Below are 23,473 nucleotides of genomic sequence, written 5' to 3' on the forward strand. Positions count from 1 at the left end.
GTGGCAATAACGCCTAAGGATTTCCCAATTCATAAGCTAAGTATATGACATTACTATCCATTTTGGAAGGCGTCCGGTACAAATGGTTCCCAATGCACCCTTAGATCTTTCTCAAAACCCGCGCTGTTCAGAAAAAGGCCCGCCGAAGCGAGCCGTGACGCATCAGAATTGTGATTTGATACATCGGTAAGCATGCGCTAGGGTTCTGATATCAGAGCTTATCAAGCATAAGTGATGGTTGCGCTATGATCACCGCCGCTCAAATACGTGCCTCCAGGGCACTTCTTGGCATAGATCAGCGCCGACTCGCCGAATTGGCTGGAGTATCAGTCCCGACGATTCAGCGTATGGAGGCAAGCCCTGACGTCGTGCGCGGCAACGTTGATTCCCTCATGCGTTTGCTGGCGGCTTTGAGCGAGGCTGGCATAGAGGTGATTAACGAGGGGGCGGTTAGCCAGGATGGAGGGCGCGGCGTCAGGCTAAAGACTAGGCAGTCGGACAACGAAGCGCCTGCATTGCCCGGACGAGGAAAAGGTCCTCGTTCATGATTTGTCTGGTCGCGATCCTACTGTGCTCGGTATTCCTATTTGCAACCGCGGCTTCAGCGGTCTTCATCGCCCGCTCGAAACATGCAACGAATCTCGTCTATGGATTAAGCTTCTTCCTCTCGGCAATCGCCTTCGCTGCGGCTGTCGGTGCACTCACCACGATAGTTTCTCCCGATGCCGTATCGAAGCTCATGCTTCCGGTCGGCCTGCCGTGGCTCGGCAGTCATTTCCGTCTGGATGCGCTATCCACCTTCTTCCTGACGGTCGTCGATTTCGGTGGCATGCTTGCGAGCCTATACGCGCTCGGCTATGGCCGGCACGAACAGGCGCCGCACCGAGTGCTACCGTTCTTCCCGGCCTTTGTCGCAGGTATGAATCTCGTGATCCTTGCGGATGACGCCTTCACCTTCCTGATGTCCTGGGAGTTTATGTCGCTCGCTTCCTGGGCGCTTGTGATGGCCCATCATCGCGATACCGACAACCGGAAAGCCGGTTATCTCTACATTGTCATGGCCAGCTTCGGCACGTTCACCCTTTTGCTCGCTTTCGGTCTGCTTGCGGGACCGGATGGCAATTACAGTTTTGCCACCATGCGTGCCACCGAACATGCGTCACTGACCTCAGGTTTGGTGCTCGTTTTGCTGCTGCTCGGTGCTGGATCCAAGGCTGGGCTGGTGCCCCTGCATGTCTGGCTACCGCGAGCGCATCCGGCAGCCCCCAGTCATGTCTCCGCCCTCATGAGTGGCGTCATGACCAAGGTCGCGGTGTACGGCTTCATCCGCGTGGTCTTCGATCTGCTCGGCACGCCTGCCTGGTGGTTCGGCGTCGTCGTTCTGGCGATCGGCGGCACCACCACGGTTCTCGGTATCCTGCACGCGCTTATGGAGAGTGATCTCAAGCGCCTTCTCGCGTATAGCACCATTGAAAATATCGGCGTCATCTTCGTCAGCCTCGGTCTGGCGCTTGCGTTCAAGGCGAACGGCATGGGACTGCCAGCAGCGCTGGCGTTGATCGCCGCGCTATTCCACGTCCTGAATCATTCTTTCTTCAAGAGCCTGCTTTTCTTTGGTGCCGGCGCGGTGCTGACGGCAACCGGGGAACGAGATATGGAAAAACTCGGTGGGCTCATCCATCGCATGCCGGTGACCGGCGTAGTCTTTCTCATTGGCTGCGTCGCCATCTCGGCTCTTCCTCCCTTCAATGGTTTCATTTCCGAATGGCTGGCGTTTCAGGCTGTCCTGCAAAGCCCAGCCCTGCCGCAATGGGGATTGAAGCTTCTGGTGCCGGCAGTGGGCGGCATGCTCGCTCTTGCCGCCGCCCTTGCGGCTGCTTGTTTCGTCAAGGTTTTCGGCGTGACGTTTCTTGGCCGTCCCCGCAGCGTGCTAGTCGAACGGGCAACGGAGGTCGACCGCTTCTCGCTTGCCGCCATGTCGGTTCTGGCTTTCCTTTGCCTTGCTGCCGGTATTCTGCCGGGGGTCGTCATCGATGCACTGGCACCGCTGACGCTCTCGCTGATCGGCCAGCGCATGCCGGTGCAAACGGATATTCCATGGCTGTCGATCGTGCCGATCGCCGAAGCCCGCAGCTCGTATAACGGCTTGCTCGTTTTCCTATTCATCCTCTTTTCGGCGTCGCTCACGGCCTATCTTGTCCACCGCTTCGGCTCGCGACTCATCCGCCGGGCGCCGGCCTGGGATTGCGGCTTTCCGCTGAGCAGTCCAGCAACGCAATATACCGCCAGCAGCTTCGCCCAGCCCATCAGGCGCGTCTTCGGCACGCTGATCTTTCGCGCGCGAGACCGGGTCAGCATGCCGCCGCCCGGCGATCTCCGGCCGGCGCGGTTCACCCTGGAGATGCATGATCAGATATGGGAAGGGCTCTATCTGCCTATCGTCGGCGCCGTCGGCTTTGCCGCAGAAAAACTCAACTATCTGCAATTCCTGACTATCCGCCGCTATCTGAGCCTGGTCTTCCTCACGCTCGTCCTCCTGCTTCTGGTGCTGGCGCTATGGTCATGATGTCAGCCCTTTTCGCCCAAGTCCTCCAGATGTTGCTCGTCGTGCTGTTGGCGCCGTTGCTGACGGGCGTCGTGCGCATGTTCAAGGCGCGGCTGTTACGCCGTCGCGGACCTTCGCTGATACAGCCTTATCGTGACCTTGCCCGGCTTCTGCGCAAGGAGGCGGTGGTTGCGGAGAATGCATCCTGGCTGTTCAGAGCAGCACCCTACGTGATCTTCGCCGCGACATGGGTGGCTGCAGCCATCATCCCGACTTTCGCCACCGGCCTCCTTTTTAGCTGGACCGCGGACCTGATCGCCATCATCGCGCTGCTTGGCAGTGCGCGTTTCTTCCTGGCGCTTGCCGGCATGGATGTAGGCACCAGCTTCGGCGGCATTGGCTCGAGCCGGGAGATGATGATTGCGACGCTCGCCGAGCCGTCGATGCTGCTCATCATCTTCACGCTTGCCCTGGTCGCCGGCTCGACCCAACTTTCCACCATCGCTGCCTTCATGACCTCGCCGCAAGTGGGGTTGCGCGTCTCGCTGGCGATTGCCCTCATCGCCCTCATCATGGTCGCAATTGCCGAAAATGCTCGCATCCCTGTCGACAACCCCGCGACCCATCTGGAACTGACCATGGTGCATGAAGCTATGGTGCTTGAATATTCCGGGCGACACCTTGCCATGATCGAGCTTGCGGCATCGCTCAAGCTGTTACTCTATATTTCGCTGATCGCCTGCCTTTTCGTCCCCTGGAGGCTCGTTGCCTTTGGGGCCGGGCCGCTTGCCTATCTGATCGGATTGTTCGCCTATCTCGCCAAGCTCGCAGCGGGTGGCGCTCTGCTTGCGCTGTTTGAAACCGCGACTGCCAAGATGCGCGTGTTTCGTGTGCCGGAATTCCTCGGTGCCGCGCTGATGCTCGGTCTGCTCGCCGCATTGTTGCGGTTCGTGTCGAGGGGGCTGTGATGACCGGGTCGGTCTTCGACATCGCCCACATGCTTGCCGGCGGTCTGGTGCTCGTCAGCATGATGATGCTCTATCAGGACCGTCTTTATGCGCTGCTGAACGTCTTCGCGCTGCATTCGCTGGTGCTGACGCTCTCGGTTGCCTGGCAAGCCCTCATCCAGGATGCACCGCATCTCTTCGTGACGGCGGCGATCGCTCTCATTTTCAAGGCAATCATCATTCCCGTCGTGCTGCATCGCATGATCCGCCAGCTCGGCATCCACCGCGAGATCGAGACTGTTGTCGGCGTCGGCCCCACCATGCTTGCCGGCCTGGGACTGGTGGCCCTGGCCACGGTAGTAATGCTGCGGGTAACACCATCGGCCGATCCGATCGCCCGCGAGGACCTCGCCTTCGCCCTGTCGGTTCTGCTGCTGGGACTGCTGATTATGGTCACGCGCCGCAATGCCGTCAGTCAGGTCGTTGGCTTCATGTCTTTGGAAAACGGGTTGGTGCTGGCGGCGACCGGCGCCAAGGGCATGCCGCTGGTGGTGGAGATCAGCGTCGCTTTCTCGATTCTGATCGCCTTCATCGTCATCGGCGTTTTCCTGTTCCGCATCCGCGAGCGCTTCGACACAGTGGACGTGCGGGCGCTCGACGACTTCAAGGGGAGACGACGGAAATGAACGATCTCTCCTCCATCCTCGGCTTCGACGCAGTGACCGCTGTCCTCGTTATTCCGATTGCCGCCGCCGCCCTTCTAGCGCTCCTGCCCGGCTACCGCATGACGGCGCGGCTGAACATAGTCGCGAGTCTTTTGACTCTGCTTGCGGCGCTTTTGCTCTTTGTCAGCGCGCGGCCGCCGCCCGGCCGATATCTGCTCGTGGATGATCTCAATATCGTCTTTGTCGCCCTGAATGCCTTTGTCGGCTTCACCACCAGTGTCTTCAGCGCCGGCTACATCGCCCACGAGCTTGAGATCGGCCGTCTGACGCCTGCCAACTTGCGATTCTACCACGCGATGTATCAGATCATGATGTTTGGTATGAATCTCGCGTTCGTGTCGAATAATATCGGCCTGATGTGGGTGGCGGTGGAACTCGCGACGCTGACCACCGTGCTGATGGTCGGCATCTACCGTACGCATGAGGCACTGGAAGCTGCCTGGAAATATTTCATCCTCGGAAGTGTCGGTATCGCCTTCGCACTGTTCGGCACCATCCTCGTCTATCTGGCCGCTCAGGCCGTTGTCGGCACCGGCTATGATGCCATGGTCTGGACGACGCTGGTAGAACACGCCGCCGGATTCGATCCGGCTCTTCTCAACCTCGCTTTCATTTTCCTGTTGCTCGGCTACGGCACCAAGGTCGGATTGGCGCCGCTGCATGCCTGGCTGCCGGACGCGCATGCCGAGGGGCCGACACCGATTTCGGCGGTGCTTTCTGGCCTGCTGCTCAACGTTGCGCTCTATGCCGTGCTGCGGTTCAAGATATTGCTTGCCGCCAGCCCGGAAGCAATCAGCCCCGGGCCGCTTATGATGACGATGGGGCTCACCTCACTGATCTTCGCCGCCTTCATGCTCTACCGCCGTCGCGACATCAAACGTCTGTTCGCCTATTCATCAATCGAGCATATGGGCATCATCGTCTTCGCCTTCGGTCTCGGCGGCTCGCTCGCCAATTTCGCCGGCCTGTTGCATATGGTCATGCATTCGCTGACCAAGTCGGCGATCTTCTTTGCCGTCGGTCATATCGCCCAGATCAAGGGGACGCAGAGGCTTTCGGCCATTCGAGGCCTGACCGAGACACATCCGGGGCTTGGCTGGGGTCTGCTGGTCGGCGTGATCGCCATTGCCGGCTTGCCGCCGGCGGGCATATTCATGAGCGAATTCCTCATCGTCAGCTCGACCTTCGCGAAGGTGCCGTTGTTGGCCATTCCGCTCGTATTTGGGCTGCTGGTCGCTTTCGGGGCTCTATTGCTGCGATTGACGGGGGCCATCTTTGGTCAGCCGCGTGGCAGCATTGCGCCGGCAGAAGCGTCCTACTTGCCAATGTTCCTGCATCTGGCGCTCGTGCTCGGAGCCGGAATCTACCTACCGCCCCTGATGGTTGCTTGGTTTCAGCATATCGCCAATCTTCTTCGATAATACGAGGCCGGAATATGTCGATGTTGAATGATCTCATACGCAATAGCCGCCTGGTCTCGCATCATAGGCCCGCGCCGCGCGCCGTCACCGATCCTTCCACCTGGATGTCGGCTGCTTCGAGATTATCGGAAGGACAATTGACGATGCTCGGCCTCTGGGGCGAACGCAACGCCGTGCATCTGGCTCTGCTCGACGAACAGGCCGGTATGACTGCTGTCCTTAGCCTAGAGGAACTGCAGAAAGGTTATCCTTCCATCGCGCGATACCATCCGCCGGCGCTACGTCTGGAACGAACGCTCCGCGACCTCACAGGATTGGAGCCGGAAGGACTGCCGGATAACAGGCCGTGGATCGACCACGGCCGCTGGGGTCTGCGGTTCCCACTGGGAACGCGCAGTGCGCCTGCCCCTGAATTATCCTACGCCTTTCTGTATGCCGATGGAGAGAACCTACACCAGATACCAGTCGGGCCGGTGCATGCCGGCATCATCGAGCCCGGGCATTTTCGCTTCACGGCCAATGGTGAAACTGTCGTTCGACTAGAGGAACGGTTCGGCTATGTCCACAAGGGGGTCGAGGCGCTGATGGTGGGTACCGATCTGGCTCGCGGATTGCAGCTTGCCGGGCGGACGTCCGGGGACAGCACCGTCGCTTATGCCTATGCCTTTTCGCGGGCCGTGGAAGCCGCCCTTGGGATAGAGATCCCGCCGCGCGCCGTTTGGCTACGTGCGCTGATGGCCGAACTCGAGCGGCTCGCCAATCATCTCGGAGATATAGGCGCCATCTGTAATGACGCCGCCTTTGCACTGATGCTCGCCCATTGCGGCCTGCTGCGTGAGCATGTCCTGCGCGCCGCCGATGCCGCTTTCGGGCACAGGCTGATGCGCGACCGTATCGTACCTGGCGGCGTTGCCGCCGACCTTGATGGCGACGGACAAGCCGGCTTGCGGGCACTGCATGCCGAGCTCAGTTGGAAATTCCCTGCTTTGGTGGAACTGTACGACAATACCGCCTCGCTTCAGGACCGGACGGTCGGTGCGGGCACGCTGCGCAACGAGCTTGCCGGCCAATACGGCGCAGGCGGTTATGTCGGGCGGGCGGCCGGCCGCGGCTTTGACGCCCGGCGTAACCTTGCCTACCCGCCCTATGACGAACTGACCTTAGATATACCGCTGCTTAGCGACGGCGACGTAAACGCCCGGATATGGATACGCGTTCGTGAAGTCGAGCAGAGCCTGTCGCTCGTCGAACAAATTCTCGACCGGCTGCCGGACGGCCCGGTTCTCTCGGATGTTCCGCCTGTCAACGAAATTCGAGAGGGTGTGGCTCTTGTGGAAGGATTCCGCGGCGATGTCCTGGCATGGCTACGTCTCACATCCGAGGGCAGGATCGAACGCTGCCATCTGCGCGATCCCTCCTGGTTTCAGTGGCCGCTGCTGGAGGCCGCCATCAAAGACAATATCGTCGCCGACTTTCCGCTCTGCAACAAGTCATTCAACTGCTCATATTCGGGGCACGATCTATAAGGGCAAATAAGCTATGCGCAGGCTCCTGTTCGAAAGCTTGATACTGCCGCCTTTGACGGAGCCTGCACCGGTCAGTGCCGATGCAGCAGCTAAAGAGCTCGCGGCTGCTGTTGACGAGAAGGCGCGCCGTAGGCTCGGTCGTAGTCTGGCGATCCGCGCCATCGACGCCGGATCCTGCAATGGTTGCGAACTCGAAATGCATGCTCTGAGTAATGCTTTCTATGATATCGAACGGTTTGGCATCCGTTTCGTGGCCTCGCCTCGTCATGCCGACGTGCTCATCGTCACTGGCCCCGTGACGAAGAACATGGCAGAAGCCCTCGAACGGACATATGATGCTACGCCAGATCCCAAATGGGTCGTTGCGCTGGGTGACTGCGCGCGTAGTGGCGGCTGCTTTGCCGGAAGTTACGCCGTGGTCGGTGGGGTTTCGAAGATCGTGCCCGTCGACTTGCACATTTCGGGCTGTCCCCCATCACCAACGGATATCCTCAAAGGCTTGCTGGCACTGCTAGATCATGTAAGCGAACGGGCAGGTTAGAGCATTTCGAGGAAAAGTGCGTAGCGGTTTTCCGCCCGGAATTGCGTGAAAACAAAGAGATAGAGCAGTCTAGCGATTCCGTAAGGCGCTGAACTGCTTTAGTTTGACGGCAGGGTTCGATGACTGGACGTCTGCAGGCAGTTATTCTTGCAATCGTTGCCGCTGTGACGGCAATGTATCGCCTCTTCGTAACAGCCGGTCCGGAAGAGCTGCCGCGAAGACGCCAGCGCGTCATGAGTCTCAGCGCTTTTCATGCAGATCCTGCTATTTGCGCAGCGATCGATGCTGTCGAGCAAGTGTTTATCCAAGACTTTAAATGGTCTTTCCGCCGGCTCTCATATCCCCAAGAGAGTGGCATTGATGCTCGCGCCGAGATTCTCGACAATGGATGGTCGACCGGTCGCTTTCTACCGATGCGGATCTGGCCGGCGCCGTCAGAAAAGGACGACAGCGGCAACTACCTTCACCAACTCGAAAGGCGCTCTGTAGACTACTGGGCATCGCATTGCCTGTCGGTTTGTGTGTTCCTTTTCGACCCGGATCGCCATTGTGTTATGTGGCAATGGGTCAACTCGGAATCGTGCAGCAAATCCGGGGAAGAATGGTTGCTGGCCGTTCCATCATCCAACATCTTGGATGGATCGGCGAGATTGAGTTTCGAGGAAGGCATTTCACTGGATTCGGAACTGTTGTTGCGGTCGGCATTTGCGCTCGATCGCTTTTTGATGGAGAGAATTGGCCATCAGACTGCGATATTCATATGGGACGAATGGGGGGATTTTTCCCCAATCTTCTGCAATTTGCGCGTTTTTCTAGCCAACAGCGAGCCGGAGATGCAGGTTGATTATCGTATTCGCGCCCGCAGTCTTCATGAGCTGATGACCCAACTCTTTCCGTGGGCGCGTTATTCTTATGCCGAGCCAATCAAGGAATATTCTGGCGAGGTGGCGGTACATGTGCTGGAGATTGAGGTTCGACCGGAAGCCCTGGCTTATCTGCGAGCGGAAGAATTTCTGGAGGTAGGCTACCCAGAAGAACAAGCCCCCCCATCGCCGGAGTCTGAAGGTTATATAACAGCCGAAGAGGAGGCAGCATTTTGGCGGGGTAGGGGAGTGTCGCGTGGGTCCGATGAACGAGATAATTGAATGAAGTGCGATGAAGGGCCAGAACGACTGAACCATCATTTCAGACCGTTTGCTGGAAAGAGCCAAACAAACCCCTTGCTCAGCTAACCCTTTTGCTGCCATCTCCCGTGACCTATCGGATTTAAGGGCCGCGCGGCGATCTTCCATTTCCTCAAGATTACCGGTGTCAGGCCTTGGCCCTTGGGATGAACTTCGATATCCCTTCCATCAGATATCCAAGTCTTGGGAAGAGCAAAATGGCCATACCCCATTCCGAACGGATTCCCGCGAGGGTGCGGCTTTGCCCCCCGTGACTAAACGAGGAGCTGGGCCAAGCGAATGGCATCGCCATTGTCTATCCATGCACGGCTCAGTTCATCTCCCGACAGCCTCGGAATGCTGGCACTCGTCGGAGAAGACATTCATGTGCTGAAACAAGCCAACCATCAAAGCGAAGCGGAAAAGCAGACGCAGAAACCGCGACAGCGGCAGTAGTGTCTCGCCAATTAAAGGCCGTGGCGTGTGGGTAAAAATAACCGCGGTGCGTGGATCTTGACGCAAATCAATTCGCGTCTTCGTAGGGCAAGTATGCTTGTTGTTACTTTGGCACTTGATGTGCAGAGCATGAAGGGGAGGATATCATGATCAGATCATCATTGATTGCGCCCGTTGTTACTACGATGTTTCTTAACCTTGCGATTCCGGCTTACGCCTCTGGCCTGACCGTCGTTAAGGCGGAGCTGTGGAACAAACCAGATGGTTCGCAAGGCGTCACATTAAGCACTGATCACGTCAAAGCGGGCAAAGTTCAGTTCCAGGTAAAGAACGTGTCCACCGACGAAGATCATGAACTTCTCCTCGTGAAGACAGATCTTGCCCCAGCGGATTTTCCGATTGATGCAAGCGGCACGCGCGTCGATGAAGACAAGTTCAAGGGCCTCAAAGAACTCGGCGATGTTCATCCGGGCAAGTCGCGCAGTACCACCTTGATCCTCAAACCCGGCAAGTACGAGCTGTTCTGCAATGAACAGGGGCACTTCAGTGCGGGAATGTACATTGCTTTCACGGTTGAACCTTAGGCTGCTGATACAGGCGCAGTGCTCCGCCGGGGCTTAACCTGATTGCTCCGGTGTGGCAATAGCGTAGCCGGACCTGTATGGTTCTGGCTTCGAATTCGACGTCGCGTTCGAATCCGTCCTCAATCCGCCTCCTGACGTCAGTGGTACTGACGCAGGGGGCGATTTTGATTCCAGTTCTCACGCCAACGCCGCCTTAAAGGTTTCTGACGGCCTTCTAGGCCATCCTCTTTGTGGTATTGCCACTCTACCGAAATGTTCAGACCATTGGATTGAAGTTCCCGCTGCGCGCAGGAATGTAGCTGTGCCAGAGAAAATTTCGTGCGACGCAACGCAACCCTTTTGATCCCGATCAAGGCAGGCTCGACGCCGTTCCTTCATGATCGAGGCAATCCAGCAACCGGCAAAGGTCTTTGCCGAAGTCTTGGTGATGACGGATGAGACCCACTGTGCTGCGATTGTGATGGAGTGAACTGCGGTTCAGTTCACTCCGCACGCGTCGCAGCACCACCATATCGGAGACCACCATGCTTATTCGTTTCCTTATGACTTCCCCGGTGACCACGGTGGCTCCTTCTACTCCGCTCATCGATGCAGCAAAACTTATGCTCGAAAGACGGGTGGGCGGCCTTCCAGTGTTGGACGATCATGGCCGGCTTGTGGGGATTATTACCGAGAGCGACTTCCTCAGATGGGGTGAACCCGGCACCGAGAAGGCGAGGTCGCGCTGGCTTTCCTTCTTTGTGAACGTAGGCAAGATGGCGGAAGAATATGTGCGCTCGCACGGGCGCAAGGTCGAGGAAGTCATGTCCTCGCCCGTCGAGACGGTCTCGCCGGACACCGACTCCGTGGCTGCCGCGTCGATCATGGAGAAGCACGCCATCAAGCGGCTACCTGTCGTTGCCGACGAAAAAGTCGTCGGCATTGTCTCCCGGTCGGATTTCATGCGGGCCTTGGCAAACGCGATGTCCGAGGTCGCTTTGGCCCCGGACGACGACGCTCGTATCGAATCGGCGATTGTCGATGAGATCGCAGCGCAGCGATGGAGCGGAAACATCCTCGACTAGCGTGATCGTCATGAACGGCGTGGCGGAACTGACAGGAACCATTTTCGACGATCGCGAGTACGCCGCTGCACGTGCTGCCGTTGGAGACGTTGCCGGTGTGAGAAATAAATGAAGTCGCGCCGGGATGGAGGGAGGAGCCGCCAATCGAAAATGAAGATGCCGTGCCGTGCCGTAGCGTGCGAGGCATTTGCCATTTGACATCAGACGGCGAAGGAATGCGATTTTCGTTCCCCCTAATGCTTGAGGCACATTCGTCAAAAACACGGTGGAAGCGACGATGACAATCGAACTCGTCCGTAGCTGGACGCGGAATGATCACTTGGAGTTGGCAACGCCCGCACGGCAGATCGCGCAGGCTGGCGCCATCTGTTTGCGACCGCGTGGTGAGTTCGGAGAGACCGAAGTTCTCCTGATCTCCAGCCGCAGCCACGGTGGCTGGGGTATCCCGAAAGGACATATCGAACCGGGCGAGACGTCATTTGAGGCGGCCCAAAGAGAGGCTTTCGAGGAAGCGGGCGTCATTGGCGAAGTGACGAAACAGAGGATTGGATCGTTCTCCTACCACAAGGACAAGGAAGGGCGTCTCTTAAGATATGCAGTCGCCGTACATCTTCTGTCCGTCCACGATACGGCTATCGACTATCCCGAGAAGAATTCCCGTGAGGTGAAGTGGGTGCCGATAACAACCGCCGGACGGGAATTGGCCTATAGCGGGCTCCGGGAAGTCTTCGACAAGGTGATCTCTCCGGTCTGCCCTTGAGCCTGCGATCTGGATCATTACCACTTTGCATGGGCGTCAGTTACGTCTTACGGAACCGTGTCATCAGCTCATACGTCAGTAAAATGAAGATCAGAAGGCGTGCTTTCGTCGCTGATTCATCAGCCACGGAATTCGGCCCCTATGCCATCGGTTCCATTATCCTGGGTGACCATGACAACTTTCAAACGATAGGATTTTGGCCGGCTTCACCACATAACAACGGTTGGAACGGGTCTCCACAGACGGCACAGTGCCCTCCTAGACGGACGCGATTACGAGCAATCGATTTTAAGTCTCTTTTGCGGTCATTTCTCTTGCCAATTCGCCGATCATCGAACGTAACCACCTGTGGGCTGGGTCGTGGCGATAGCGAAGGTGCCAGGCCATCTGCACCGGGAAAGTACCGAGATCGACGGGCGGCGGTAGTACCTTGAGGCGCGGATCCCGCTCGAGGCTCCTACAAATCAGGCGCGGTAGCGTCGCGCAGTAATCTGTTACGACGAGCATCTCGGGCACGGCAAGGAAGTGCGTCACGGACACGGCGACCTCTCGCTTGAGGTTTTGCTGCCCCAATGCCTGGAAGAGGCCCGCGCGCAGCCGGCCCGGTGGCAGTACGTTCACGTGCTTGAGGCTCTCAAACTGTTCCCGGGATATATGGTCTCCAATCTCGGGATGATTTCTGCGCACCACGCAGGCAAGCCCATCGTCCATAAGGTGTTGGACGACGAGGTTATCAGGCGGATCTACGATCCGGCCAAGTACCATGGCGGTGGTACCGGAAACGATGCCGGTTTCGGCGAGATCGTTGCCAAATGGCGTCATGCGGAGCTTGATGCCGGGCGCTAGCTCGAGCATTCTCGCTGCAAGCGCCGGCATCAAAACGAGTTCCGCATAGCTGTTGGGGGCAATCGTGAACAGGCGTTCGGCCTCCGCTGGCCGAAACTCCTGCTGGTTAAAAACGAGATCGTCTAGTTGTGCCAGCGCCGCTTCGATTGTCGGAGCGATCTCCTCGGCCAGTTGCGTTGGCTTGATACCGTACCGTTCCCGGATGAACAGCGGATCGCGTAAGGTCTCGCGCAGGCGATTGAGGGAATTGGACAGCGCAGGCTGGGTAATGCCCAGTCGCGCGGCAGCTCGAGTCACGCTCCGCTCCTCCATCAGAGCCAAGAAAACCGGGAGCAGGTTCAGATCGTATCTCATTAAGATATAATCTCATATGAATATCTAAAATCAATGAAGTAAATTTCCGAAATATGTAGGCATCTGCCATTGTCACCACATCGAAAGGCCATTGCGGCTGACCGAACTCCAATTCAACCGGCTGCGAGGCTTGATCGCGCCATCTGACGGAAGGATCCGACAATGAAAGTCCTTATGGTTCTCACTTCTCACGACATGCTCGGCGACACCGGCAGGAAGACCGGCTTCTGGCTCGAAGAGCTGGCAGCGCCCTACTATGTCTTCAAGGATGCCGGTGCCGAAATCACCCTCGCCTCACCGAAAGGCGGTCAGCCGCCGCTCGACCCAAAGAGCGACGAGCCGATGTTCCAGACCGACCTGACGCGGCGCTTCAGCGCCGATGAGGCAGCCAAGGCGCAACTTGCGGAGACTGTGCGCCTGGAGAGCGTCGATCAGAGGGACTTCGATACGGTCTTCTATCCCGGCGGCCACGGCCCGTTGTGGGATCTGGCTGAAGATCCGCATTCGATCGGGCTGATCGAATCCTTTGTCGGGGCCGGCAAGCCGATCGCCCTCGTTTGCCACGCGCCGGGCGTCCTGCGTCACGTGACCAATCCCGACGGTACCCCCTTCGTTCAGGGACGCTCCGTCACCGGCTTCACCAATTCCGAGGAAGAGGCTGTGGGTCTCACAAAGGTCGTGCCGTTCCTTGTCGAAGACGAGCTGGTGGGTCTCGGCGCGGTCTTTTCCAAGGTCAAGGACTGGAGCGTGCACACAGTGGTCGATGGCCAGCTCATCACCGGTCAGAACCCGGCCTCATCGAGCAAGGCAGCAGAAGCACTGATCGCAGCTCTGGACCAGATGAATACTAGGGCCGCCTGAACGCGCTGAAATATCGTGATCTGCCGACGGCCAGTGCGTCGGCAGATCGCCTTCAGAAACCGGAGTTTTTATGTCCACCACGATTCCAGCGATGCTGCTGTCGGGTGCGCGACAGATGATCGAAAGGTGCATCGCGGCCGCCGGCGCCCTGGAAGTTGCCTGCTCAATCGCCATCGTCGAAGCGTCTGGGCACCTGCTCTCCTTTGTTCGCCAGGAAGGGGCCATGGTAGGGTCAGCCGAGCTCGCCATCGACAAGGCCTTTGCCGCTCACATTTTCAACAACCGGACCGAGGCGCTCGGTGCACTGGCCCAACCTGGCGCCGAACTCTACGGCATTCAGCATTCGTATGGTGGAAGGATCGTGGTCTTCGGCGGTGGCATTCCCATCCGGTTTGAAGGACGAACCATCGGTGCCATTGCCGGGAGTGGCGGAACTGTCGCTGAAGGCCCCCAGACGGGCAATCGTCCAGTTGGGCCGGTCGGCGACCGGCGCTTCGAGCAGCGGCGCAACAACGCGCAGCGCCGCCTCGGTCTTCACCGGCGCCGAGCCGGGCGCGATGGTCGACTTCAACGCCTCGACGCCGCCGCCCATGAAATCGCTGCGCCACAGCTGAACCGTATCTTCGCGCACACCAAAGGCTTCCGCAATGCGCGGGCTGGTCCAGCCCGAAAGCGTCAACAAGATCGCCCGAGCCCGATCCGCTTCACCGCGCTCGCGCGAACGGGCCAGCCTTTCCAACGCCGCGCGCTGCTTCTCATCCGCCGCCACCAGAGACTTGCCCACCATCTGCCATCACGACAAATCAACCCAAACACCGAATCACAAATACCATCCGTTGGTCAACCCAGCGGAATCTGCTTAGACATTCTAGTCGGGCAATCAGCTGGTCCAGCGACCTGCCGCCGCCAGCGGCGGCGCCAATGACGAGTTGCCTTGATGCAAGGCCTGCCTAGCGTCAGCGGGAGACCCCCCGGCTTTGCCAAGCAAAGCCCGGGGGTATTTACCACTGCTCGGCTTCTAGCCGCCTGGTCTAGCCGGATCAGAGTTGGCCGTTTATGAGTTTGGAGACCTCGGATGCCGGCAGCGGCCGCGAAAAGATATAGCCCTGAACCTCATGGAATCCTTCCGCATTGACGATCGCAAGCTGATCCTCCGTCTCGATGCCCTCGATTGTTGTCGTTATGCCCAAACTCTCACCAAGGCCGGCGACGGCTCTGACGATTGCGAGCGATTCCTTTCCATGCGGCAGGTCGCGGACAAAGGCTTGATCCACCTTGATCTTGTCGAAGGGAAAGCTTCTGAGATAGCCGAGCGACGAATAGCCTGTTCCGAAATCGTCCATGGCGATTTTCACTCCAAGGCCGCGCAGCTCCTGGAGCACGTGGAGATTGTGTTCGCTCTCGTCCAACAGGACCGATTCCGTTATCTCCACTTGCAAACGTGCCGGAGCGAGGCCGGAAGCAGATAGGGCATCGGCCACCGTCTTAACAAGGTTCCGATGCTTGAATTGGACGGGCGATAGGTTGACGGCTATGCTGACATGCTCGGGCCATCGAGCAGCCTGGCGGCAGGCTTGAGCGAGAATCCACTCGCCCATCGGCACGATCAGCCCGGTTTCCTCGGCAATGGGAATGAACTCTGACGGGGAAATCATGCCTCTTTCGGGACTGCGCCACCGCAAAAGCGCTTCGCAGCCTGTTACACGGCGCGATCGCAAGCTAACTAGCGGCTGGTAATGCAGCTCGAATTCGTTCCTCTCCAGCGCACCTCGGAGCGCAATCTTGATCTGCTGGTGCGCTTGCAGTTGAGCATGCATCGCCACATTAAAGCGTCTGTAAGTGCCCCGGCCGCTCGACTTCGCGCTATAAAGAGCGATATCCGCCGCTTTCATTAATTCATTCGCGGTCTCCCCGTCGTCCGGTGCAAAAGCAATTCCGACGCTCGCTCCGACAGTCGCGCTGACCCCTTCTATGGTAAAGGGCTCGTATAGCACGTCGATTATTCGTTGAGCGAGATGGCAAGCCCCATCTTCATCCGTTGCGGCAGGGAGTATGATAGCGAATTCGTCACCCCCCAGTCGCGCAACGATGTCTGTAGCCCTCACGCTCTGAACCAACCGGGCGGATACCTGCCGCAGTAACGAATCGCCGGCCGGATGTCCAAGCGTGTCATTGATAGCCTTGAAGCCATCGAGATCCACGCACAGTACTGCCACACTTTGATTTGCACGTCGTTCATTCAAGACGTGATCGAAGCTCTCGCGGAAGAACACCCGGTTTGCAAGCCCGGTCAGCATGTCGTGCTTTGCCATGTGAGCCATCTGTTTCTGGGCGAGGAGCTTCTCCTCCTCCGCCCGACGGCGCTCCGTTGTGTCTCGGCAGAAAATGGATATACCGTCTTGAGTAGGAGAAGCACTTGCCTCGATCCATCGATCGAGCGACGTTAAGTAGTCCTCGAAGAAGGAGCGCGTGCGCCGACTCATTACCTCCTGGCAATGCTTCGCAAAAGTTCCTTTCCTTTCTTTCGGGAATACCGTCCAAAAGACCTTTCCAAGCGACTCGTCCCCAATTCGCAAAAGTCTTTTGGCATTTTCATTTAAATACCGGATACGCCACTCGGGGTCGAGGAGCATGACGCTCTCCATGGTGCTCTCGAGAACCGAGGAGAGCTGCTCGGCCGCAGCTTCTGCCCGTTTTTGCGCGTGGCTTATTTCCTCTTTGGCGCGCTTCGCTTCGGTGACGTCGCGCCAGATCGAAAGCATTCGAACCGGCTCCCCTTCGCGCCCCATAACCGGCGCTGCGATCACGTCCATGCACCTTTCCCTGTCATCGCCATCCCGAATGGTGATCTCGAAACGGGCCGTTTCGCCCGACCTGACCTTGGCCCAACCGGCCTTCACCTTTTTTGCGTCCGAGGCTTTGCCGATGACATCCCATGTGGTTTTTGTCAGCGGTGCCCCTTCAGCAAGACCGAATATCTTCCGACCAGCTATGTTCATAAGTAGAGGGTGCCCGTCGAGGTCGAGCACGCGCACGCAATCGGCGCTGCTGTCGAATATGCTCCGGATGAAGGCTTCCGATTGTTCTCGGGCGATCTCCGCGGCTCGGCGCTCCGTAATGTCGAGAACTGATCCGACGTATCCGAGGAACGTTCCATCGGCAGAAAAGCGGGGATGGCCGACATCAATCACCCATGCCCAGCTCCCATCAGCCCGTCGCAAACGGTATTCGCAGCGTACCGATGCCCTGCCCGCCTTTGCACTGAAAAAAGCCTTCTGCACTTTCTCCAGATCTTCGGGGTGGATGACATCCACCCAACCAAAGCCAAGCGCCTCGGACTCCGTTTGGCCGGTGGTCTCTAGCCAAAGGCGATTGAAGAAACTTGTGTCGCCCGATGGATCCGCCATCCAAATCATCACCGGCGCATTATCAGCGATCGTCCGGAACTGTATCTCGCTTTCGCGCAAAGCCTCGATGGCGCGTCGCCTATCGTCGACATCCTCGAGGACACCGTACCAGCGGACGATTTTGCCAACGCCATTGCGTTTGGCGGCCGCGCGAACTCGAAACCACCGATAAGAGCCCGTCCGAGACAATAGCCTGTATTCATAGTCCAGCGGGTCGCCGCTCAAAAGAGAGTGGTGCCAATGCTCTACCAGTGCGTCAGCATCCTGCGGATGGACGGCTTTTCCCCAACCACTTCCGACTGTCTTCTCTACGCTCAATCCCGTAAACTCGGTCCAGCGGGGGCCAACCTCCAAAACGTTTCCCGCCGCGTCTGCAATCCAGGGAACTTGCGAATGAAGGTCGACGAGGGAACGATAGTGATCTTCGCTGGTTCGAAGAGTATCTTCGGCCCGACGCAGCTTCGTGATGTCCACGATGACGGCGACCAGAAATTTCTCCTCAGTCCCACCGGTGGGTATGTGCACGCAGCGTTTTTTGGTCAGCAGCGTCCGTTGGGCGCCATTTGCCGTCGTGACCTGCTCCTCGAGATGGTGTTCCTTGCCGGTTGAAAGCACGACCCTGTCCAGGGATACTATTCTGTCGGCCTCCTCCTTGGGCAAAAAGTCATAATCGGTGTGTCCCAGAAGCTCATCGCAGTCCCGACCCAGAAGTGCGCATCCCGAGCTGTTGACGAAAACAAACCGCGAGCGATCGTCCTTTACGATCACCGGCTCGGCAATGCCCTCCAGCAAATATTGGAAAAAGTCATGAGATTTCCTGGATGAGTTTTGTGAAAGCGGTGCGTTCATAACTCGACTGTTCCACCGAGCGGCCGTCAATCGACCCCGCTCGGTAGAGCCCTCCCTGGTTGTGCAACCTCGACAAACTCTTTTCAGTCGCAATTGGTTCCAGCCGGCGCTCACATTTCTGCGACCTCAGGGTGTGAAGATTTTCGATCGGACGCAGTCGGCGGACCTCAAACAATCGGACATCTGATTAGCAACTATCGGGAAACAATCATATTGAGCTGACACGCCAAATGAACGACGCCGACGCGAAAGGCAGATACCGACTGCAGAGACGGTGGATGCCTACAACTCGATGGAGCGTAAAGAAGCCGGAGTGAAAACTGATCCGTCAGGTTGTAAATGCGGCTTTGCCAAAGGCGCATTGGCGGAACGAGGAGTAGTGGAGGCTAAAGCGGAAATGCTGAGTAGAATGTGCTAAAGTGCGGCGGGCGCCCGAATCTTGGCTGTAGCGGCCAGGCGCTCGCACCGGCTCGACTCGAAAAGCGCTCGCTTGCGATATCGATTACCGAGCACCTCCCATTCCGCATTTCAAGCATTGTACCACGACGCCGGTCCGAGACGACTAGTGGAACTTTCAAGGTCGTCCATTAGGTTCTCCGACAGCTTATGGATTCGGTTAGGCTGAAGGTCGTTGTTCCTGCTCCCAATGTTGGTATTGACCAGCGCGTCGAGAGGCGAGAGACTGCCATAACTCTGGCTGGCCCAACACCGCATTACATTACCAGATCGCCTTTGCATTTTGAGTTGTCTCACCAGGATTATGGCATGGCCAACCCTCGGTGAATTCTGGGGCAATGTTGGATAGGACAGTTTCCATGCGAACACGGACTATCGCAGTCATTATCTGCGCCTTTGCGACGGTTGCCGTGGCCCAAGCGCAAGACAATCAGCACGGGCGCAAACTCGCACTTGAAATTTGCGCGTCTTGCCATGCCGTTCTACCAGGGCAAGTTCAATCTCCTGTCGCAACAGCGCCCAGTTTCAAAACGATCGCTGTGACTCCAGGGATGACCGCAATGGCGCTCAATGTCTGGCTGACGGCCCATGAACATCCCACCATGCCCAGGATAGTCTTGTCGCACAAGGAAGTTGAGGACGTATCGGCCTATATTCTGCATCTCCGGGATTGAGGCCGGCCGCTTAACGGTCGGGCTGCGGGCGAAAGCCGTAGCAGGAGCTTTGGGCAAAAACGCATCTGCGGCGAAGTGTTTCGCCTGCCGCCCTATAAGCCGTTACTTGTAGATGGAATGGCATGACTTGCACTCGCTTGCGACGTCGGCGAATGCGCTGCGGAACGTGGCTTTGTTCTGCGGTGCCTGGCTTGCAGCATCGGCCATCGCGGCTAATTTCTTGAAACGAGCGCTCAGATCTTTTTCCTTAGCGCTTCCTTGGCCGGTAAACATGTCGCTCGCCGCCCGAGCTTCCGATGCATAATGTTGCAGAACCTGCTTGGCCGAAGCACTATCGAAATTTGCTAGAACGGCCTTGGCAGCGGTCGTGTTGTCACCCATATCGCCCATTATGCTTTTCAGCGAAGCGGCAAAGGCCGGCCCGACCACAATTGTGAGCACAAGTGCGGTCGCGACATAGCAACATGAACGCTTTGATAGTCTTTGTAGCTTTTTCATGAGCGTTATCTAATCCTCTGAATGATTACGACATGGAGTGGCGGTTCTGAAACGTAGCTTCCTAGGAGCTCCGTGCCGTCTTCATGGCAAACCGTTTAGTCAGTTGTTAGAAGTGCGGCCGCGCTTGCTTACCGTTCGTCGTTAAAACACTTGCCGAATCCTGCTGACGGGCACCTGAATATAATTAGCTGCCGTCGTCTCTCCGCTAAAATTAGCTAAGACAATGCGCCCGGATTTGAACATTCCGGCGAGGGCGCTGGCCCCCCGCACGCCAAGGCAAGCCGCTTGGATTGGCCATGCGACGTCGAAAGCGGGTGTCGCAGTTGCTGGTGAGAGCCACAAAGGGCATTAGGATCTTGATCGGACCAAGCATCAAGAAAAGCATGAAGAATATTTTTCGGGCACCGAATTCGACATCCGGCATAGCCGGTCCAGCCGGCGATTGTGCAAAGGATTGCGCCGGAAGGCAGGCTGGGGCCATCATCAGAGCAAGGCTTAGGCGGATCGAGCGGCTATAGCTAACGCGCCTTGGCAGTTCGGTGCGAATTAGCAAGCGGGAGCAAATGCGGCCGGCGTAAGGTAGGCGAACTTTGGAGATGATATACCGCAGACGTGTCGTCATGGACCGGTCTCCAATCAAGAGTGCAGCTTCTTGATGCCCACTGCCGAAATAGGCGGGGCCGCTCGGATGTGTTTAGTTCCTATGCAGGGCAACCGCGATGGAGCCGTTCTAACGGTGTTGTGCCTTGATATAGGCCACCAGATCGGCAATCTCCGTGCGCGTCAGCGAGAGATCGGGCATTCGTGAGTGCGGGGGACTTGCCAAAAAGCGCGACAGCCGGGCCTGGTTGAAATGCTCGGATTCCCCTATTTCAACAAATGTCGGGACAGAATCGGAGCCGGTACTCTGTCCGGAAGCAACGATATGGCACTGGCTACACCAGCGTAGGGCAATGTTACGTCCGCGAGCGAGATCCGCTGCGGCGCCCTCTTCAAACAACATCAAAACGAGGGCGACGACAACTGCGCCTTGCAGGCTGCGTGTCTGGGTCCTGGAGCGTGTCATCTTCAGCCACCGATCGATTGTGTGGCTATATTTTCAGCGAGAATCTTCTCATCTTGATGAATACGTTTTGCCATTTTGGTCGCTATGCTCGAACCAACTTCCGCCATTCTGGCTCCTTCCCTCGAGTAGTCGAGCAAAGCGTTTTGCCAGAAGACACTCCACAAATCGAAAATGTCAGTCGAGTGATCGGGCGACTGGATGTCATTGAGAAGCCGGAGATCCTGCTCAAAGCGACCCTTTAAGAACTTGAGACCCTCGACTTGGTAGCGAAGGGTCGCCTCGAGCGCTTGGGCCTGAAGGCTCCCGAGCGAGAATAACGTGCTCCAACCATCGAATAAAGTAAATCTCCATGATGGATCGGGCCATATCGGTGCCGAAGACCGGTGCGTTTCTGTTCCTTGCATAGACGTATCTCCATGTCTTGGTGCTCAGCCGCATTGATGCGCCTCGCAGTTCGATCGGCGCCTTGTTGGACGTCGAAGAACAGTTGAATGCACCCGGGATGCTACAAGGAGTTTGGATCAGTATCCTTGATGCCGATCAATGAATGTTGGACCTGGTCCGATTTTCGAAGGAGCAGGGAGGGGCCGATACACACGTCTTTCCTGCATCATCGGGCGTCGCTTATTTTGACTTAACGCAATGCGTCTATCGCCGAAATGGAGGATTTATCTTCGTGGGACAGGCCGCTCGAGAAGGGGCAGGGAGATGAGCAATCTTTGCAGCGACGGTCGATGTGGCGCGGTCTTTCGTCGTTCGGGCGTCTCGAAAGCCGAGTGCAACCGACCCTCGATGCCGTGCTGGCATCCCTGGCTGCACTTCAGGGCGCCCCGTCGCCGTTCGAAGTTCATCTAAAGAAAAATTTTTCGAAGGCGAGAAGCTCTTATCAGTGGCGACCGACGAACTGTTCGGCTCTGCTCACCTCAATCGCCGCGGCCGCATCAGGTTGCTTCTGCAAACGCATAACTCGATGCGCCGAGCACGCCGACAAAGATCTCCGCCTCGCGGATCTCGCCGGTCTTGCGATCGACGATCGGCAGCTTCTTGCCGGAATAGTCGACGAACACCTTGTCGCCGGCGATATGGATCTGCCGCATCGTTGGCGTCAGACGTCGCTCAAAGCCGCGGAACAGGTCGCAGAACCGGCTGAACCCGTAGCCATCCGGATGAATCGCCCGGTATTCCTCCCACAGTATCGTCAGCGTCACGCCGGGCTTCTTCAGCTCGACCGCAATGACGCTCCAATCCGGCTCTGGTAGTCGCCGCACCCCTTGTTTGGTGCCTTGCCGGGCGAAAAGTTTGCCTTCCAGGACGTCGTCAGTCAGATCGGCAGGCAAAGGCCATGACAGCCCTGCCGTCGCAGCTCGCCCGATCCCGTCCTGCACCGTGCTGCGGGCAATCCCGAGCAGATCGGCAATATCGCGAACGCTCACGCCGTCTGATCGCAGTCGAAGCAAACGTCGTAGTTGTCTCATGGTCAGCCTTCGTCTCTTCGACATGCTATCTCCTCAAGTTCAAAAGGAAATGCATGCCAAGGTTGCTGACCCAGGGGCACCGCTTACGTTGAAAAACTGTCCGGTATCAAATCGGAATCGCGCCCGGCTAATTCTCGAAATCGTGGAGTGCACCCTCCGTGTGAGACAGGGAAATTCACGGACAGCTCGCGCGTTTAGTTATGTCGCTTTTTCCATCTGTCGTCCATCTGCGGTCGCTGGAAAGTGCGGTTAAGTGGTGCCGAAGCCTGTTTTCGGTGGTGGTCTAGCTCGACGGTAGCAAAGCCGCTCGCTCGCGCGCCCTCAATCGCGCTGTAGCGAGCGAGCGGCTTTGCGGGCGATCATCGATGTTTTTCGGGCTGACGACTTTTCGCAGCTTCTGCTCGTATTCCTCCGGCGTGAGATAATCGAGCGCCGAATGCAGGCGCTGCGTGTTGTAAACGGTATCGATGAACGTGCCGATGCGCTTGCGAGCGTCATCTACGTCCTTATAGGTGAGACCTTGCACCTCCTCCTGCTTCAGGGTTTTCATGAAGCTTTCCGCTTTCGCGTTGTCGTATGGATTTCCAACCCTGCTCATGCTGGGCTGAATGCCATGGAGGTTCAGAAGCTCGGAATAAGCCCCGCATGCATATTGAACCCCACGGTCGGAATGGTGAACGATGCCACCAGGTTCTGGCTGGCGGTCCGCGATGGCCATCTCCAATGCTTCGATTGCCAGACTTGCTCTGAGGTGCGTATCCAGAGCCCAGCCGATAACCTTGCGGCTGAACGCATCCAGGACGACGGCAAGGAACGCAAACTCCTCGGCCAGATGCAGGTACGTGATATCCGCAACCCAAAGCTGATCGACCCCGTTGAGGATCATTCCCTTGGCAAGGTTCGGCACCACCCGCCACCCATGTTTGGAGTCCGTCGTCACAGGTACGAACGGCCTTGCGCGCAGGCACAGCAGATTATCTTCCCGCATGATCCGCAAGACGCACTTATGATTGACTTGCCATCCCTCTCGTCGCAGCAGAGCTGCAATTCGGCGATAGCCGTAATGAGGGTTGGCGAGAGCCAGCTTCTGAATGAGATCGCGCAATCCGGTTTCGGCGCAGCGTGGAGATGAATCGAGCCAATGACGATAGTAACTTGCCCGGCTGACGCCAGCGAGCCAGCACATTCTTTCGATGTTGAATTCGCCTTGCGACGGGCCGGTCGTCATTTTTTCAATGACCCTGAAGACCGTGTT

General features: G+C 57.6%; 20 protein-coding genes and 2 pseudogenes. 13 read left to right on the top strand and 9 right to left on the bottom strand.

The genetic code is table 11. The annotated features are described in order from the left end of the window. Positions 1-245: 245 nt before the first annotated feature. The 9 genes from GGD50_RS25790 (at position 246) to GGD50_RS25830 (ending at position 9,908) form a co-directional block, all read left to right on the top strand. Entirely contained in the window at positions 246-548 is a 303-nt protein-coding gene (locus GGD50_RS25790; protein WP_183940026.1) for a helix-turn-helix domain-containing protein, read from the top strand. Continuing rightward, positions 545-2,566: a hydrogenase 4 subunit B gene (gene hyfB, locus GGD50_RS25795; RefSeq protein WP_183940028.1), complete on the top strand. Its 2,022-nt coding sequence runs from the start codon at positions 545-547 to the stop codon at positions 2,564-2,566. Before GGD50_RS25790 ends, hyfB begins: the two co-directional genes overlap by 4 nt. Further along, the gene (locus GGD50_RS25800) at positions 2,557-3,513 is read left to right on the top strand and encodes a respiratory chain complex I subunit 1 family protein (RefSeq protein ID WP_183940030.1); all 957 of its coding nucleotides are present in this window, start codon (positions 2,557-2,559) and stop codon (positions 3,511-3,513) included. The genes hyfB and GGD50_RS25800 overlap by 10 nt, the downstream gene beginning before the upstream one ends. Beyond that, positions 3,513-4,178, top strand: a complete 666-nt coding sequence (locus GGD50_RS25805) for a hydrogenase-4 component E (protein ID WP_183940032.1) — start codon at positions 3,513-3,515, stop codon at positions 4,176-4,178. The genes GGD50_RS25800 and GGD50_RS25805 overlap by 1 nt, the downstream gene beginning before the upstream one ends. Beyond that, positions 4,175-5,638, top strand: coding sequence for a hydrogenase 4 subunit F (locus GGD50_RS25810; protein ID WP_183940034.1), 1,464 nt, complete (start codon positions 4,175-4,177; stop codon positions 5,636-5,638). The genes GGD50_RS25805 and GGD50_RS25810 overlap by 4 nt, the downstream gene beginning before the upstream one ends. 14 nt (positions 5,639-5,652) lie before the next feature. Then, positions 5,653-7,164 carry a hydrogenase large subunit gene (locus GGD50_RS25815; RefSeq protein ID WP_183940036.1) on the top strand — a complete coding sequence of 504 codons (1,512 nt, stop codon included), beginning with the start codon at positions 5,653-5,655 and terminating at the stop codon, positions 7,162-7,164. Positions 7,165-7,177: 13 nt separating this feature from the next. Then, a complete protein-coding gene (locus GGD50_RS25820; RefSeq protein WP_183940038.1) occupies positions 7,178-7,705 on the top strand; it encodes an NADH-quinone oxidoreductase subunit B family protein in 528 nt (175 codons plus the stop codon). 119 nt (positions 7,706-7,824) lie between these two features. Beyond that, on the top strand, positions 7,825-8,850 hold the full coding sequence (locus tag GGD50_RS25825) for a DUF4365 domain-containing protein (RefSeq protein WP_183940040.1): 1,026 nt from the start codon (positions 7,825-7,827) through the stop codon (positions 8,848-8,850). A gap of 620 nt (positions 8,851-9,470) precedes the next feature. Then, on the top strand, positions 9,471-9,908 hold the full coding sequence (locus GGD50_RS25830; RefSeq protein ID WP_183940042.1) for a plastocyanin/azurin family copper-binding protein: 438 nt from the start codon (positions 9,471-9,473) through the stop codon (positions 9,906-9,908). A 349-nt stretch (positions 9,909-10,257) separates the two neighbouring features. Here GGD50_RS25830 and GGD50_RS25835 read toward each other — a convergent pair whose 3' ends face one another. Beyond that, complete coding sequence (locus GGD50_RS25835) at positions 10,258-10,434, bottom strand: hypothetical protein (protein ID WP_183940044.1); 177 nt, start codon at positions 10,432-10,434, stop codon at positions 10,258-10,260. Here GGD50_RS25835 and GGD50_RS25840 point away from each other — a divergent pair. Together GGD50_RS25840 and GGD50_RS25845 are read left to right on the top strand one after the other, a co-directional pair. Continuing rightward, complete coding sequence (locus tag GGD50_RS25840; protein WP_183940046.1) at positions 10,433-10,972, top strand: CBS domain-containing protein; 540 nt, start codon at positions 10,433-10,435, stop codon at positions 10,970-10,972. The genes GGD50_RS25835 and GGD50_RS25840 overlap by 2 nt on opposite strands. A gap of 277 nt (positions 10,973-11,249) precedes the next feature. Next, on the top strand, positions 11,250-11,732 hold the full coding sequence (locus tag GGD50_RS25845; RefSeq protein WP_183940048.1) for an NUDIX hydrolase: 483 nt from the start codon (positions 11,250-11,252) through the stop codon (positions 11,730-11,732). A gap of 288 nt (positions 11,733-12,020) precedes the next feature. On the opposite strand, the gene GGD50_RS25850 is transcribed toward GGD50_RS25845, so the two are convergent. Beyond that, positions 12,021-12,932 carry a LysR family transcriptional regulator gene (locus GGD50_RS25850; RefSeq protein ID WP_183940050.1) on the bottom strand — a complete coding sequence of 304 codons (912 nt, stop codon included), beginning with the start codon at positions 12,930-12,932 and terminating at the stop codon, positions 12,021-12,023. Positions 12,933-13,094: 162 nt separating this feature from the next. Here GGD50_RS25850 and GGD50_RS25855 point away from each other — a divergent pair, with 162 nt between their 5' ends. Both GGD50_RS25855 and GGD50_RS25860 read left to right on the top strand, forming a co-directional pair. Further along, a complete protein-coding gene (locus GGD50_RS25855; RefSeq protein WP_183940052.1) occupies positions 13,095-13,793 on the top strand; it encodes a type 1 glutamine amidotransferase domain-containing protein in 699 nt (232 codons plus the stop codon). A 115-nt stretch (positions 13,794-13,908) separates the two neighbouring features. Beyond that, a pseudogene (locus tag GGD50_RS25860) lies at positions 13,909-14,178 on the top strand (GlcG/HbpS family heme-binding protein); the annotation flags it as partial. Positions 14,179-14,370: 192 nt separating this feature from the next. On the opposite strand, the pseudogene GGD50_RS32895 reads toward GGD50_RS25860, so the two are convergent. From GGD50_RS32895 to GGD50_RS25890, 7 genes and pseudogenes are all read right to left on the bottom strand, one after another. Beyond that, positions 14,371-14,580: pseudogene (locus GGD50_RS32895) on the bottom strand (helix-turn-helix domain-containing protein); the annotation flags it as partial. A 253-nt stretch (positions 14,581-14,833) separates the two neighbouring features. Further along, positions 14,834-18,049, bottom strand: coding sequence for a PAS domain S-box protein (locus tag GGD50_RS25865; RefSeq protein ID WP_183940054.1), 3,216 nt, complete (start codon positions 18,047-18,049; stop codon positions 14,834-14,836). 1,232 nt (positions 18,050-19,281) lie between these two features. Beyond that, complete coding sequence (locus GGD50_RS25870; RefSeq protein WP_183940056.1) at positions 19,282-19,677, bottom strand: cytochrome c; 396 nt, start codon at positions 19,675-19,677, stop codon at positions 19,282-19,284. A 730-nt stretch (positions 19,678-20,407) separates the two neighbouring features. Next, a complete protein-coding gene (locus GGD50_RS25875; RefSeq protein WP_183940058.1) occupies positions 20,408-20,743 on the bottom strand; it encodes a c-type cytochrome in 336 nt (111 codons plus the stop codon). A 2-nt stretch (positions 20,744-20,745) separates the two neighbouring features. Further along, the gene (locus GGD50_RS25880) at positions 20,746-21,147 is read right to left on the bottom strand and encodes a hypothetical protein (protein ID WP_183940060.1); all 402 of its coding nucleotides are present in this window, start codon (positions 21,145-21,147) and stop codon (positions 20,746-20,748) included. A 537-nt stretch (positions 21,148-21,684) separates the two neighbouring features. Then, positions 21,685-22,242, bottom strand: a complete 558-nt coding sequence (locus GGD50_RS25885; RefSeq protein ID WP_343070016.1) for a helix-turn-helix domain-containing protein — start codon at positions 22,240-22,242, stop codon at positions 21,685-21,687. A gap of 259 nt (positions 22,243-22,501) precedes the next feature. Further along, a partial coding sequence (locus GGD50_RS25890; protein WP_210318959.1) for an IS3 family transposase occupies positions 22,502-23,473 on the bottom strand: 972 nt, incomplete at its 5' end.

The sequence above is a fragment of the Martinezella paranaensis genome (assembly GCF_014200235.1).
GTDB lineage: Bacteria > Pseudomonadota > Alphaproteobacteria > Rhizobiales > Rhizobiaceae > Rhizobium > Rhizobium paranaense.